At 42.0% G+C, this 15444-nt stretch carries 14 protein-coding genes; 1 reads left to right on the forward strand and 13 read right to left on the reverse strand.

What is annotated here, in order from left to right:
* Window positions 1-36 precede the first annotated feature (36 nt).
* On the forward strand, window positions 37-2736 hold the full coding sequence (locus tag C5695_RS11150) for a PBP1A family penicillin-binding protein (RefSeq protein ID WP_117730793.1): 2700 nt from the start codon (window positions 37-39) through the stop codon (window positions 2734-2736).
* Between the two features lie 34 nt (window positions 2737-2770).
* On the opposite strand, the gene C5695_RS11155 is transcribed toward C5695_RS11150, so the two are convergent.
* The 13 genes from C5695_RS11155 to bshA form a co-directional block, all read right to left on the reverse strand.
* Window positions 2771-3280: a YpoC family protein gene (locus C5695_RS11155; protein ID WP_117730794.1), complete on the reverse strand. Its 510-nt coding sequence runs from the start codon at window positions 3278-3280 to the stop codon at window positions 2771-2773.
* Window positions 3277-3939, reverse strand: coding sequence for an endonuclease III (gene nth / locus C5695_RS11160; RefSeq protein WP_117730795.1), 663 nt, complete (start codon window positions 3937-3939; stop codon window positions 3277-3279). Before nth ends, C5695_RS11155 begins: the two co-directional genes overlap by 4 nt.
* Window positions 3940-3956: 17 nt before the next feature.
* A complete protein-coding gene (locus C5695_RS11165; protein ID WP_117730796.1) occupies window positions 3957-4661 on the reverse strand; it encodes a DnaD domain-containing protein in 705 nt (234 codons plus the stop codon).
* 96 nt (window positions 4662-4757) lie between these two features.
* Window positions 4758-6050 carry an asparagine--tRNA ligase gene (asnS, locus tag C5695_RS11170; RefSeq protein ID WP_117733105.1) on the reverse strand — a complete coding sequence of 431 codons (1293 nt, stop codon included), beginning with the start codon at window positions 6048-6050 and terminating at the stop codon, window positions 4758-4760.
* Between the two features lie 115 nt (window positions 6051-6165).
* On the reverse strand, window positions 6166-6651 hold the full coding sequence (tseB, locus tag C5695_RS11175) for a cell wall elongation/penicillin-binding protein regulator TseB (protein WP_117730797.1): 486 nt from the start codon (window positions 6649-6651) through the stop codon (window positions 6166-6168).
* Window positions 6652-6663: 12 nt separating this feature from the next.
* Complete coding sequence (locus C5695_RS11180; RefSeq protein ID WP_003215469.1) at window positions 6664-6834, reverse strand: YpmA family protein; 171 nt, start codon at window positions 6832-6834, stop codon at window positions 6664-6666.
* A 132-nt stretch (window positions 6835-6966) separates the two neighbouring features.
* A complete protein-coding gene (dinG, locus tag C5695_RS11185; RefSeq protein WP_117730798.1) occupies window positions 6967-9759 on the reverse strand; it encodes an ATP-dependent DNA helicase DinG in 2793 nt (930 codons plus the stop codon).
* A 112-nt stretch (window positions 9760-9871) separates the two neighbouring features.
* Complete coding sequence (gene panD / locus C5695_RS11190) at window positions 9872-10255, reverse strand: aspartate 1-decarboxylase (protein WP_117730799.1); 384 nt, start codon at window positions 10253-10255, stop codon at window positions 9872-9874.
* The gene (gene panC / locus C5695_RS11195; RefSeq protein WP_117730800.1) at window positions 10248-11114 is read right to left on the reverse strand and encodes a pantoate--beta-alanine ligase; all 867 of its coding nucleotides are present in this window, start codon (window positions 11112-11114) and stop codon (window positions 10248-10250) included. The genes panD and panC overlap by 8 nt, the downstream gene beginning before the upstream one ends.
* Entirely contained in the window at window positions 11111-11950 is an 840-nt protein-coding gene (gene panB, locus C5695_RS11200) for a 3-methyl-2-oxobutanoate hydroxymethyltransferase (protein ID WP_117730801.1), read from the reverse strand. Before panB ends, panC begins: the two co-directional genes overlap by 4 nt.
* A 196-nt stretch (window positions 11951-12146) precedes the next feature.
* Entirely contained in the window at window positions 12147-13130 is a 984-nt protein-coding gene (locus C5695_RS11205) for a biotin--[acetyl-CoA-carboxylase] ligase (RefSeq protein ID WP_117730802.1), read from the reverse strand.
* On the reverse strand, window positions 13103-14305 hold the full coding sequence (locus C5695_RS11210) for a CCA tRNA nucleotidyltransferase (RefSeq protein WP_117730803.1): 1203 nt from the start codon (window positions 14303-14305) through the stop codon (window positions 13103-13105). Before C5695_RS11210 ends, C5695_RS11205 begins: the two co-directional genes overlap by 28 nt.
* Window positions 14298-15443, reverse strand: coding sequence for an N-acetyl-alpha-D-glucosaminyl L-malate synthase BshA (gene bshA / locus C5695_RS11215; protein ID WP_117730804.1), 1146 nt, complete (start codon window positions 15441-15443; stop codon window positions 14298-14300). Before bshA ends, C5695_RS11210 begins: the two co-directional genes overlap by 8 nt.
* Between the last annotated feature and the right edge of the window lies 1 nt (window position 15444).

Here is a 15444-nt window from a genome sequence, read left to right on the forward strand (position 1 = left end):
GTTCGAAAAAGGTTTAACACGAAAGGTTGAGATGTGATGTCTGATCAATTTACAAGTCGTGAACAGCGACGTAAAGCAAGTCAAGAAAACAATAAGAAGCAAAAGAACAAAAAAGGCAAAAAGAAAGCAGGTCTATTTAAAAAAATATTTTTATCTTTACTCGTGATCGGTCTTCTATGTGTAGTGGCCGGAATCACAACTTTTGCCGTTTTTGCATCAAGCGCTCCTTCAATTGATGATAGTAAGCTTAAAACACCGTATTCTTCAAAGCTTTATGACATAGACAAAAAAGTGTTTGCAGAAGTCGGCGCGGAAAAGAGAACGTATGTCTCGATTAAAGATATACCCGATGTGGTAAAAGAAGCATTTATTGCGACTGAAGATGCCCGTTTTTATAAACACCACGGAATTGATCCAATCCGGATTGGCGGTGCCCTTGTCGCAAACGTGGAAGACGGCTTTGGAGCTGAAGGTGGAAGTACAATTACACAGCAGGTTGTAAAAAACACTCTTCTTAACAATCAGAAGACGTTAAAGCGAAAAGTACAAGAAGTATGGCTCTCAATTCAGCTTGAGCAAAAATACTCTAAAGATGAAATTTTAGAAATGTATTTAAACCGTATTTTCTTCTCTCCTTATGCTTATGGTGTTGGGAAAGCAGCTGAACAATTTTTCGGCGTGACAGATTTAAACAAACTAACTGTTGCACAGGCTGCCACACTTGCAGGTATGCCGCAGAGTCCTTCTGCCTATAACCCAGTAAAAAATCCTGAGGCAGCGGAAAAACGCCGTAATATCGTTTTAGGCCTCATGAAAAAACAAGGCTACATTTCAGAGAAAGACTATGACGTTGCAAAAGCAACACCTATCAGCAAGACAGTTGTCCCTGCTGATAAATATAAGAGTCAAAACTCAAGTAAGTATTCTGCTTACATCGAAGAAGTCATGGAAGAAGTACAGAAAAAAGCCAAAGTGGATGTATCAACTGATGGACTAAAAATCTATACATCACTTGATCGAAAAGCTCAGGACCACCTAGATGATATCATCAATGGAGATTCAGCTGGATTTACGAAAGGTATGCAGGCAGGTGTCACCCTGCTTGATACGAAAAATGGTGAAATTCGTGCGATTGGCGGTGGACGTGATGTGCCAGCCGGCGGCTTTAACTATGCGACTGATGCAAAACGCCAACCAGGTTCAACAATCAAGCCGATTTTAGATTACGGTCCAGTCATTGAAAACAAAAAATGGTCAACGTATCAGCAAATTGATGATGCACCGTATACGTACTCAAACGGTACACCAATTAATAACTTTGACAGAAGACATTTAGGGAAAATGTCAATGAGAAGTGCTTTGGCACAATCACGAAACATCCCTGCCTTAAAAGCTTTCCAAGAGGCTGGCACAGACAATGCCGTTCAATTCGCCAATAATTTAGGTATGGACTTACCGTCTGACATTCCTGAGTCTTACTCAATCGGTGGATTTGACGATGGTGTCTCCTCTCTGAAAATGGCTGGTGCCTTTAGTGCATTCGGTAATAATGGATATTATAACGAACCGCATGCTGTCAAGTCTGTTGAATTTAATGACGGCACAAAGCTGGATCTTACGCCAGATTCCAAAGCGGCAATGAGTGATTACACAGCATTTATGATCACAGACATGCTGAAAACCGCTGTCCAATCCGGTACTGGAACACTTGCACAAGTACCGAACGTTCAAGTAGCTGGTAAAACAGGTACAACGAACTTTACACAAGATGATATCAATAAATATAATATCCCTTCTGGCGGTGCGAAGGATTCGTGGTTTGTCGGTTATACGCCGCAATACACAGCAGCTGTTTGGACCGGCATCGGTAATTCAAAAGATGCGGACGGCAAAATGTGGCTCACAAATTACGAGCAGCGCGTTGCAAAAATTGTCTTCCAGCGATTAATTTCTCAAATTGACGATGGAAGCGGCTCATTTGAAAAACCAGACAGTGTCGTGGAAGCTACGGTTGAAAAAGGATCAGATCCAGCGAAATTAGCCGGACCAAATACACCAAGTGACAAGAAGACTACAGAATACTTTGTCAAAGGTACTGTTCCGACAAAAGTGTCTGACACTTACGAGAAAAAAGAAGCCGATAAACCATCTGACTTAAAAGCGGTGTATGATGAAGAGAAAAAATCCATCACACTGACTTGGGGCTATGATGACGACGCAGATGCTACTTTTAATGTGAAACAAGCGGTAGATAATGGCGGCTATAAAGAGATTCAAAACAGCTCTGCTAAAGAAGCCTTCATCTCTGATGTCAAACCTGGCTCTACTTATAAATTCCAAGTGACAGCCACTGTGGAGGACGTCACAAGTAAAGCGGCTTCTACCTTCCTTACCATCAAGGATGACGAAGATGAAGAAGAAAAAGCAGATGATGAGAACAAAGAAGAAGAAGAACCGCAGCAGCCTGACGATGACCAAACTGATCAAACCGACGATAACAAAAATCAGCCTCCAGGCACAGGTACTGACGAGCAAAAGCCTGATGACAAAAAAGATCAAGATCAAGGCGGGAATACGGAAAACGGCAATAACGGTTCCGATAATGGCTCAGACAGTACAAACGGGAACAACTCCCAAACTGACAATAAAGATAAAAAGAAAGATGACGACGCAAAAACGAACGCTCAAAGTCAAAATTCGCAGTCGAACTCTACTTCTCGAAAAGAAGATGAATAACGAAAAAGCACTTGCCATATGGGCAAGTGCTTTTTTAACGGTTTTGTCTGATCTTTTTAAGTGCTTCATATTTCCCATACTGCTTTTTTAGTTCTGTGTATAGCTCGTCCAGTTGAATAAAGCAGTGATATTGCGTTGGTTTGAGTAAGATGAACTCTAGACGTTCCGTCCAATTAATCGGAGCAACAGGAAATGTCTCTTGCTTGATATGTTCCCATTCAAGCGTTTGACACCTCTCCCCTTTGATCCAGTAAAACATCGCAATCATACTGACAATCCCCTGCAGCATATCGTCTTCTTCACAACGGGATTTTCTTGTTTGAAAACGAGGAAGCATTTTTTCTTTTAATTCATTCCAGCGTTCAAACATGACAGGAATAAATTCTTCTGTGTTCTGCCATGGAAGCCCCTCTGTTAAACGTTCTGAAGATAAATCATAGGCAAGTGGGCTTGCTTTAAGTATGTCTTCTCGATCGCCCTTTATCTCTACCTTTTTCTCTTTTAGCTTTTCGACATATGCGGTAAACACAGCTGCTGCGCTCATGCCATCTTCACCAGTCCTTTTTTCAGACGCTTCTGTCCTTCCCTGCACATATCAAGAAGCGGGCAAGACTCGCATTGCGGACGCTGCGCCTTGCAATGATATCTACCAAAAAAGATCAGGCGGTGATGTGTGACTGACCAATCTTCTTTTGGCACTTTTTTCATCAAAGTTTGCTCAACTTCAAGAACAGAATCCTTCCAGCGGCAGATGCCTAGACGCTTGCTGACTCGTTCCACATGTGTATCTACTGCAATTGCTGGCACCCCAAAAGCGACCGAAACGACAACATTTGCTGTTTTCCGGCCCACCCCAGGAAGCTTCACAAGCTCGTCCCTGTCCTTCGGCACTTCTCCACCATATTCTTCAATCAGCATTTTGCTCAACTTTTGAATATTTTTGGCTTTATTTCGATAAAGGCCAATTGAACGAATATCTTGCTGCAATTCTTCAAGCGGTACACTTAAATAGTCGTCTGGTGTTTTGTATTTTTGAAATAACGTTTTGGTGACTTTGTTTACAAGCACGTCTGTACACTGTGCAGATAATGCCACTGCGATCACAAGTTCAAATGGATTGGAATGCACAAGCTCACACTCTGCCTCTGGGAACATATCTCCTATTACATCTAAACATTCATTGATTTGTTTTTTTGATAACATGCCTTCTCCTTTATTGGTTATTGTTCCAGCCAATTATAAAAAGGAACTTGTCGTTTATAAGTTGTCGTCTCTTCTTTTGAAGGTGGCGCTTTTTGCTGAGAACGGAAATGCTGGCTATGCTCTTTTGCTTCTTCCGCAGTTTTCAGCCCTTTCTTTTTCCACTCAAACAGAATTCGGTCGATATAACGGAAATTTAATTTTCCTGATAGAACCGCTTCTCTTAACGCTAGACGAATCATTTCAGCATCATGATGGTCTTGATCCATCCAGATTGAGAGTGTTTCTCCTTCAAGAGGGGAAAGTGGTCTGCCGAATTCATCTTCAAATAAGGCGTATAAAGACTTTTCAGCCTGCACATGAAGTTTTTGACCTTCTTTTGCTTGTTTTGCTTCTAAAAAGTCATACAACGCACCCCACAGAGGCTCAACTGAGTACCGGTCATGCTGTATACCCGATCTGTCCTCAAACGGCTGAATCGAAATAAACCCTTTTTGAATTAAATGCTGCACCATATACGCACACTCTTCAGCTGTAATGGTCATGCCTTGGGATAGCTCTTCAAATGTTTGAAAGAAAACGCCCTGCTCTTCATTCATTTTAATTTTGAGCATTACCATCATCTGTGATTCATTCAGTCCTAACTGCTCATAATGAGCAATCAGCAAATTAGGCAAACTTGTTGAACCCATTTGCTGCATATTAATAAATTGCTGCCTGTTCATCGGATACACCTCTTCACTTTCAGTATATCACGTTTTATTTCACGTGCCCCAAAAAGACGTTTGAAAAAGCCTCCAACATATGGAGGCTTCTACGTCTTAAGGATATAAACGGTTTAATAATCTTGGGAAAGGAATCGTTTCACGTACATGCGGCGCTCCACTAATCCAAGCAACTGTACGCTCAAGTCCAAGACCAAAACCTGAATGCGGTACAGAACCGTATTGTCTTAATTCTGTGTACCATTTATAAGTTTCTTGATCTAGCCCATGCTCTTTCAATCTTGCTTCAAGCAGCTCTAGATCATGCACACGCTCAGAACCGCCAATGATCTCTCCGTAGCCTTCTGGTGCAATCAAGTCTGCACAAAGAACGACATCATCACGATCTGGTGCAGGCTGCATGTAAAATGGTTTTAATGAAGTTGGGTAATGAGTGATAAAGACTGGTTTATCGTAGCTTTCGGCAATCGCTGTTTCGTGAGGCGCTCCGAAATCATCTCCCCATTCAATATCATCAAAGCCTTTTTCGTGCAAGAATTTAATCGCTTCATCGTAAGTGATGCGCGGGAATGGTGCTTTGATGTTTTCTAATTTTGCTGTATCACGGCCAAGTGTATGCAGTTCAACTTTACAGTTTTCCAATACACTTTGAACAACGTGAGACACGTAATTTTCTTGATATTCAAGGTTTTCATTAAATTCAACAAAAGCCATCTCAGGCTCAATCATCCAAAACTCAATTAAATGACGTTTCGTTTTAGATTTTTCAGCTCTAAATGTTGGACCAAATGAGAATACTTTTCCGAGTGCCATCGCCGCAGCTTCCATGTAAAGCTGTCCACTTTGAGAAAGGTACGCATCTTCATCAAAATATTTCGTAGCAAATAGCTCGGTAGTACCTTCAGGTGCACTTCCAGTTAAAATCGGCGGATCTACCTTCACGAAGCCTTCTTGATGGAAGAACTCATATGTAGCACGAATAATTTCGTTACGAATTTTCATAATGGCATGCTGTTTTTTTGAACGAAGCCATAAATGACGATGATCCATTAAAAATTCTGTTCCATGCTCTTTCGGTGTAATTGGGTAATCAGTTGCTTCGTGAATCACTTCAATCGATTTCACTTGCAATTCAAAACCAAGAGGTGAACGGTCGTCTTTTGTCACTTGTCCTGTCACATAGACAGATGTTTCTTGTGTGACTGATTTCGCAAGCTTAAAGATTTCCTCTTCCACTTCTGCTTTTACTACGACTCCTTGAATAAAGCCTGTCCCGTCACGCAGCTGCAAAAATGCAATTTTTCCGCTTGAACGTTTATTGGCAATCCATGCGCCGATGGTTACGTCTTCATCGACGTGTTTAAACACTTGATTAATCGTTGTTTTCAACATAATTCCCTCCAAAGCCAGAAAGAAACGCACCCTTTGGGCAGGTGTGAATCTTTTTTCATACATTTTATTATAACCGTTCTAAATCAGCATGGTCAACGCCATACAGGAGAAACTAAGGTGTTACATTTTTTTCAACGCGTCCTGTCGAGAAATCGACATAGCTGAAGCTATATTGATTGTTCTCATTTAAGTACGTCACTTCCCAAAGGAGTACGTCACCTTCTCTTGCTAATTGCACGTCCTTTAGCTTAGAGACAGTGTTCTCCTTTTGAACGGCTTGTACTGCTTGATTTGAGGTAATGCCTTCATTTGCTTTTTTTGCGATTACTTTTTCTTTTTTGCTGGCAGGTACCCAAACATAGGTTATCTCACTTTGTTTGTTTTTCCCTTCAACAATAAATTGTTTTTCTTTTCCAACAAAGGTTTCCACTTGCTCCACTTGTACGATGTTTGCTTGTTTTTTTGCTCGTTCAATTGCTGCCTCATGACCTTGTTCTTTTTGCCCCATGGCAATTTGGTAAATCCACGTAAAGCTGATAATGCCGATGAGCAAAACGAGAGCCACAACGGATGAAATGATCCAGACTATTTTTTTCATGTCAAGCTTCCCCTATGTGCGATATATCGTAAATATCGCTTGATTTTGATCTTCTTGATCTAATGCTAATCCAAACATGAGATCTTCTCTTTTAAGCGTTCTGTTCAATAAGTCAACGATTTTATATAAATCCTCTGAATGCTTAATGTGAACAGTTGAAAGTACCTCTATTTTACTTTCCACTTCTAATTCCTCCTCGGTACGTAAATATTGTTAGTCATACTTTTCAGCGCAGGAACCGATACTATTTTTACAACGGAACACAAAAAGCCGTTACGATAAATTAACTCCAAACCCACACCAGCTAAAGGCCGCTTATGACAGCGGCTTTTCGTTGTTGAGCTTCTCTATATACGCTTCAAGAGCATCTTTTGACAGCTCGTGGACTGGCGCATGAGGGAGAGATTCTAAAAATAGCTTTCCATATGAAGCGGTTTTCACTCGGCGGTCTAGAATCAGCAATGTTCCTATGTCTTTTTCCGAGCGCAGCAAACGACCTGCACCTTGTTTAAAGGTTAACACAGCTTCTGGTAGTGCAACGGCTTTAAATGGATTTTTCCCCTGTTTTTTAGCGGCATCACATTTCGCTTCAATGAGCGGTGAATCAGGCGGACGGAACGGCAGACGAGCCATCATGACTGTTGTCAGCTCTGATCCGGGGAAATCGACACCTTCCCAAAAACTACCTGCACCAAGTAATATCGCATGTTTTGCTAATTTGAACATTTTCGTTAATTTCACAGGGCTTCCGCCTGTCAGACCTTGAGCAAAGAGGGCGGCTTTCATCCCTTCCGACTTCAGCTCTTCATACACTGCTTTTAACATCTCATGTGAATTAAACAAGACCAATATCTTCGCTTCATGCTGCTTTTCCATCACCTTAATATACTGTGCGGCTTGCTTCACATAGTCTCTCTCATCACGGTTCGTAATCGGCGGCATGTCTGCCGGTACAATCACCTTAAGCTGTTTTTCGAATTCAAACGGTGACTCAATCTGAACAAGGTGCGGATAAAAATCCTGCAGACCAAATCGCTCTATGCAATAATCAAAGCGCCCATTGATTGTCAGTGTTCCTGATGTGAGCACAACACTTTTTTTGTTCATAAAAAATCGATCCGCTAAAAGCTCTCCTGTATCTAGAGGCTGTGCATGCATAAAGACAGCATTTTTAGCTCCCTTTGCATCAATCTCAATCCAAACCGTTTCATCGCTTTTCGGTTCAAAAATAAACCGGTACAGCGTACTGCAAAATGTATGCATAAATGACATTACTTGATCGTATTCCTCTGCTTCAAAGGCAAATTGATCTGTCAGTTGATCAGTTTTTTGAAGAAGCTCATTTTTTTGCTGCTCATACAGCTTTTCACAAGCAATCAACAAGGAACAAAGCTTACTTGCTGTCTCTTTAATCCGTTTCCACTGCGCATGCTTCGAATGATGACGTACTCTATGAATGAGACGATTGATGTCTGCTTTTGGTTTTGTTCTTTTAACAAAAGAATGAACAGTACTAAAGAAGGCGTCACTTTCCATTTGAAGCTGATTAAGATACTCATCCATTTCAATAAAGGTGTCAGTCTGTAAACCTGCCCCATGAAATCTCTTTTTCAGCTTCTTTAACAGTCCGCCCTGTAAGGAGCCAAGCTGCGTTAATTTCGCATGAAGCTGAATATACGACGCACTATCCCCTAGCGTTTCATTGGCTGTTTTTTCAAATTGATGGGCTTCGTCAATTACATATACGTCTGCATGCTGAAAAATAGATGAGGCTTCCGTTTTTGATAAGAGCAGCCGATGATTTGTTAAAATTAAATCTGCTGTTTTTGCCCTTCTTTTGGCACGCTCATAAAAGCAATATTCTTTAAAGCGGCGCTTTTTTGAAGTGAACGGCATGTGTACACAGGAAATCCGGTCTTTTATATTGGCAGCTCCTGACGGTAAATTCAGTTCAGATAAATCACCCGTTTCTGTGACAAGAAGCCACATCAAGATTTGCGCTTTCGTTAAGACCACATCATAGTTATCATCTTCCTCATGTAGCACATGCTCAAACTTATCTAAACAAATATAATGCGCCCGTCCTTTGAATACACAGGCTGCTGGCTTAAACGGAAGCAATTGGTTTAACATCGGCACATCGCGCTGAAGCATTTGCTGCTGCAAAAGAATCGAATATGTACTAATAATGACAGGTTTTCCAGACTTCTTTGCCTCTAGTGCAGCTGGTATGAGGTAAGCGAGTGTTTTCCCAATACCTGGTGCCGCTTCAATTAATGCATAGGCCCTTTCGTGAAATACGTCTCTCACTTTATTCATCATCGTGAGCTGGCCTTCTCTTACTTCATAGCCTTCCACTGTTTGCGGGAGCTTCTTTTTGATTTCCTCAAACAGCTCTTCATCGTTTTCGCCTGCTGAATCTGTCGTATCAGTTTCAGGATTGGTGACATCTTTTACAGCAAAAGAGCCGACTTCCACCAAAGAATCTTCGCCGCTCGTATGACTCGTTTCAAGCTGCTGAATTAACAGTCCTATATCACTTAAAAGATAAGAGGATAATCTGCGCAGCTGCTTTAGCACATTTGGCGGTGTATGTGTTAATTGATGTAATAAGGTTAAAAATAACATGGCAGTAACTTCCGCATCACTATCCGCCCGGTGCGGGTGGTCATGTGGAAGCATGAGCTCTTCACTTAATTCAGTGAGCTTATAACCCTCAAGCTCAGGATAAAGAATTCTAGAAATTTCAACTGTATCAATCGCTAGCACATCCAGCTCATTTTTCCCGCATGCCTTTAGTTCATCATTTAAAAAATTCAAGTCAAAATGAACATTGTGCGCAACAAAATAAGCGCCATGTATGAGGTCATACACCTCGTTGGCAATGTCCTCAAAAAACACTGCATCATCTACCATGTGCTGCTGAATGCCTGTCAGCTGTTCAATAAATCCAGGGATCGCTTTTCCCGGGTTCACATATTTTGAATACCGTTCGACAATTTGTCCATTTTCAATGACCACCGCAGCTATTTGAATGATTTTATCACCCTTTTTAGGTGAATTTCCGGTGGTTTCAATATCAACGACAACAAACCTTTGATCGGTCATAAAATGGACACCTCAATTCCTCGTTCCACTCGAAGTGAAACACACTCTGGGCAAAATAGCTGAAACAGAACAGCTTCTTTTCTGAAACTGTTCTGTTTCCATGGAGCATGCGTTATAAAATCGTTCTCGCAGGCTCTTGCCCAATCATTTGTTCAATTTGATTTTCTTTATTTAATACGACCACTTTTGGTGTATGTGTCTTTGCTTCTTCCGCTGAGAGCATCCCATAAGCGATAATAATCACTTCATCCCCTGGCTGAACCAGTCTTGCAGCCGCACCATTTAGACAAATGACACCGCTCTTTCTTTCACCAGGAATAATATATGTTTCAAGTCTTGCACCATTGTGATTGTTGACGATCTGCACTTTCTCATTTGCCATCATGCCTGCCGCATCAAGTAAATCTTCGTCAATGGTGATGCTTCCTACATAATGTAAGTTTGCTTCTGTCACCGTCGCTTTATGAAGTTTAGAGGTCATAAAGGTTCTATACATGTTTTTCACCGCTTTCAGGAACATGGAATATCACATTATCAATCAATCTTGCCCGTGAGAATTTCACCGCAATCGCAATGATCACCTTACCTGTTACCTGCTGAAGCGGCTCAAGCTCTGGATAGGAGTAGATCTCAATATAATCAATTTCCCCGTTCGTTTGAAGAATTTCCTCTTCTACCAGCTCATAAATACGATGAATATCTCGTTCACCTTTTTCAACAGCTGACCATCCTTTTTTTAATGCACGGTACAAAGCAGGTGCTTCTTGTCTTTCTTTTTCAGACAAGTACACATTCCTTGAGCTTTTCGCTAATCCGTCTTCTTCTCTCACTGTCGGTACAGATACAAGGTGAAGATCAAAGAAGAAATCCTTGATCATCGCATCAATCACTGCGACTTGCTGTGCATCCTTTAGACCAAAGTATACATTTGTTGGTGCGACAAGATGAAATAGCTTTGTCAGCACAGTCACAACGCCGTCGAAATGTCCCGGGCGTTTTTTACCACATAAAACTTCAGTCCGCTTTTGAACCGTCATTGTAATAGATGATTCATTTGGATACATTTCTTTTACATCAGGTGTAAATAAAATATCCACTCCTGCTTCTTCTGCAAGACGCTGATCTCTTTCCATATCCCTTGGATAGGCTTCAAAATCTTCGTTCGGTCCAAACTGCAAAGGATTGACAAAAATGCTCATCACTACGATGTCATTTTGATCCCTTGCTTCTTTAGCAAGCGTCAGATGTCCTTCATGAAGAAAGCCCATCGTTGGAACAAAGCCAATGGAATGCTGTTTTTCTTGATGCTGCTTGATCAACTCTTTCAGCTCGTGAATATGGGTAACAACGTTCATTTTTTGCTCCCCCCATATAAACCATCAAGAACTTCTTCTTTGATATGAAATGTGTGTATGTCTTCTGGAAATGTACATGCTTTTACTTCTTTTGTATATTGAATGAGCGCTTCTTCTAGTACAGCATCAATTTGCGCGTATTGTTTCACAAACTTAGGTGTTCTAGACACCCCGTATCCTACCACATCATGGTAAACGAGAACTTGTCCGTCTGCCTCCGCTCCCGCACCAATTCCGATGACAGGAATCTTCAGCATATCGGTTATTCGTTTTGTCAGTTCACCAGGTACGCATTCCAGTACAAGTGCAATCGCACCGGCCTCCTCGCATTTCAAGCTGTCTTCAATCAATTTCTGTGCACTTTCGTAGTCTTTTCCTTGTACTTTATACCCGCCAAGTACACCAACTGATTGAGGTGTAAGGCCTAAATGGCTGACGACAGGAATTCCGCCTCTTGTGAGCGCTTGAATGGATTCGAATACGCCATCCCCGCCTTCTAACTTTAAGGCATCCGCACCGCTTTCTTGCATGATGCGTGCTGCATTTTTCATTGTTTGTTCTAGTGAATAATGGTAAGACATAAATGGCATATCCGTCACAATAAACGTGTCTTTTGCGCCTCTTTTTACCGCTTTCGTGTGATGAATCATATCATCCATCGTGACTTGGACTGTCGAATCGAGTCCTAGTACAACCATCCCAAGTGAATCACCAACTAAAATCATGTCGACTTCCGCTTTTTCCGCTTGCTTTGCAGATGGATAGTCGTATGCTGTCAGCATCACAATCGGTTCGTTTTGTTCTTTCATTTTGAAAAAATCTAGCTTTGTCTTCATTTGTTCCTCCTCATTCTGGAGAGGAGATGGCTTGCCTCACATCACATGGTCTTAACTCATGCGCGGCGAATCATCCCTCTGTCCAAGTCCCTTAGGATCAAGGCAGAAATTAATCAAATTTTTCTTTCTAACAGGTACAGCTCTTTTTCAGATACTGCCCACACGAAGTATATCAAAAATGTGCCGGGTGTTCCACTTAAGTTGACTTTATCTCAATGTCTGCGGAGTAGATTTTCTGAATACCTTCCTCCGTTTCAAGCAATAAAACACCTTCTTCATTGATTCCGAGCGCTTTGCCAGTATATTGACCATTGACAGTTCGAGCAACAATCTGGCGACCAATCGTCATGGCAAACGATTCCCATAATTGTTTGATCGGCGTAAATCCATGCGTCATATAATCATCATACTTTTTTTCAAAAGTGGACATGATGCGCTGTATGAGAGCTGCTCGATCCACTTTTTCATTCAGTTCCATTCGCAGACTCGTGGCGACATCCTTTAGTTCCTCCGGAAAGTCATCAGCCGTTTGGTTCACATTAATGCCCGGGCCAATAATCACCGCATGAACCTGGTCCGCCTCTGCTTTTAATTCAGTTAGAATGCCAACGACCTTTTTCCCGTTTAACAAAATATCATTTGGCCATTTAATGGATGGACTGAGACCTGTTTGCTCTGCAATGGCTTCTGCGATAGCTACAGATGCCAAAAGCGTCATTTGCGGCGCTTTGTGCAGCGGAATTTCGGGCCGGAGAATGAGACTCATCCAAATGCCTGTCCCATTCGGTGAATACCACGATCTTTGAAGGCGCCCTTTCCCATTGGTCTGATGATCACTAACAACGAGCGTACCGTGGGGCGCACCTTCATTTACAAGATCATGGGCAATCATCTGGGTGGAAGCAACTTCTTTCTGAAAGTATATGTGTCTGCCAAAACGCTCTGTTTCCAAACCAAACAAAATTTCGTCTTCACTAATTTTGTCCGGCTTACGAAGCAGACGGTATCCCTTTCTTCTGACGGCTTCTACCTCATAGCCCTCTTTTCTGAGGTCCTCTATATGCTTCCAGACAGCCGTTCGGGAGCAGCCAAGCTCATCGCATATTTGCTGACTCGAGACAAAGTCCTCACTTGATGCTGTAAATAGTTCGATTAATCGTTTTCTAATTGCTGATCGCATGCTGTAAGCCACTCCTCTATGGCTTCTTTTCGGTTTTCCAAACGGTTTTGCAGAACGGCTTTCTTCACCAAATCGAGTTCTTCTGCGATCCATTTCCCTGATGTCTTTTGCCGAAAAGCCATTAAATCTTTTCCTGAAATAGTGAGGTCTTGGAGCTTTTTAATCGGCAGTGCATCATAAGAACGCTTCGCTGCCTCCAGCTCATCAAAGAAAATGCGGCGCTCATGTTTTAGCTGTGTGATCTTTAAACTAGATAAGAGCACGTGTTCACCAGCCTCAAACATTTTCTCCGCATCCCAGTCACAATCGACGTACTCGCTAATAGCCACTGCGTCTTTCAAAAGCTTTGTTGACAGCTTCCATTCTTTTAAGAAAGGGACAGCGTCCGCTTCATCTAATCCAAGCAAATGAATGACAGCACCCCACACCTCTTCAAGTCCATCCAGTAAGTAATACGGAAATGACCGAAAGGATTCTTGTAGTCGTTCCTTTTTGAGACCTGGCAATTCTTCATACAATTTGGTTGAAATGAGCACCTTCATCGCCTGCTCACAATATCGGCCCTTTAAAAGCTTCTCCATTTCAATCTTTTTACGCTCAACCGATATGTTGGCAAGCAGGTGCTTATCTTTTTTCATTGCTTCAGCCGTCTCAGCAGCGAGCTCAAAGCCAAGCTGGCTTAAAAATCGGACCGCTCTCATCATTCGAAGCGCATCTTCCTGAAAGCGGCATGCAGGATCTCCCACGGTTTGAATTCGTTTCCGCTCAATATCCTGTTTGCCCCCAACGTGGTCGATGATCTCCCCGTTTATATCCATGGCCATCGCATTGATCGTTAAATCTCTTCTTAAAAGATCTTCCTTCAAGGATGTGATAAACGCCACTTCTTTCGGTCTGCGAAAATCTTCATATTCTGATTCAGTTCGAAATGTCGTCACCTCATAGCTGCCCCCATCATGTAGCACAATGACAGTGCCATGCTCTTTGCCAACGTCAACTGTTTTTTCAAATAAAGACTCAACCATTTCAGGCGTTGCATCTGTTGCTATATCGATATCGCCGATTTCCCTACCCAAAAGGACATCTCTCACCGCTCCGCCGACAAAGTAAGCCTGATGCCCATGTTCGTGCAGTGTATGTAAAATAGGGATTGCATGTGTGAAAGGTTCATTCATGTTCATCATCACCTTCGATCAATTCTAGGTAAAGCTCTTCATATTCACTCACAATTTTATCAGATGAGAAATGTGCCTGAACACTAGACTGGGCAGCTGCTGATACTTGTTCATGAAGCGCTTTGTCTTTAAGAATAGAGACGGCGTATTTAGCTGCCACGTCTATATCGCCGAGGGGGACAAGAAAACCAGTTTCTCCATGTGTAATGACCTCTGGAATACCGCCAACATCAGTCCCAATACACGGGACACCGCACGCCATTGCCTCAAGAAGTACAAGCCCAAAGCTCTCCTTCTCAGAAAGAAGTAGCTTCAAATCACTGATGGAATACAGCTCTTCTACTTTCTCTTGTTTTCCTAAAAACAACACTCGATCTGTCAGCCCCAGTTTTTTCACGAGTTCGCATAAAACCGATTTTTCAGGACCATCTCCGATGAGCAGCAGCTTTGATTGCACTTGTTCAGAGATTTTTTTAAACACATGAACGACATCATGCACCCGTTTAACTTTTCGGAAATTCGACACATGGATGACGACCTTATCGTCTGGTAAAAGACCATAATGTTTTTTTAACACTTCGTGATCTTCACGCAAATACACCCGTTCATCGACAAAATTATGGATCGTCTCAATCTTTTTATTTGGTTTGATGAGATCGTATGTCTGTGCAGCTAACGAATGCGACACCGCAGTGACACGGTCCGATGATTCAATCGCAAATCGAATGACTTCCTTCAATGATGGATCATAGCCTAATACCGTAATATCCGTCCCGTGAAGCGTCGTAACGATTTTCACAGAATGTCCCGTCATTTGCTTCGCTAAGAACGCACAGACGGCGTGTGGGACCGCATAATGCGCATGAATAATATCGAGCTTCTCTCGTTTTGCGACTTCTGCCAATTTACTTGCTAACGCAAGGTCATAAGGCGGATATTGAAAAACAGCGTATTGATTAACATCCACCTCGTGAAAATAAATATTCGGATACACTTTATTGAGCCTAAACGGAATGCTTGAGGTAATGAAATGAACATCGTGCCCTTTTTCAGCTAAACGTTTTCCAAGTTCTGTCGCAATAATGCCCGACCCGCCGACACTTGGATAACAAGTGATTCCGACCTTCAGTTTTTTCATA

Source organism: Bacillus pumilus, assembly GCF_003431975.1.
GTDB classification, from domain to species: domain Bacteria; phylum Bacillota; class Bacilli; order Bacillales; family Bacillaceae; genus Bacillus; species Bacillus pumilus_N.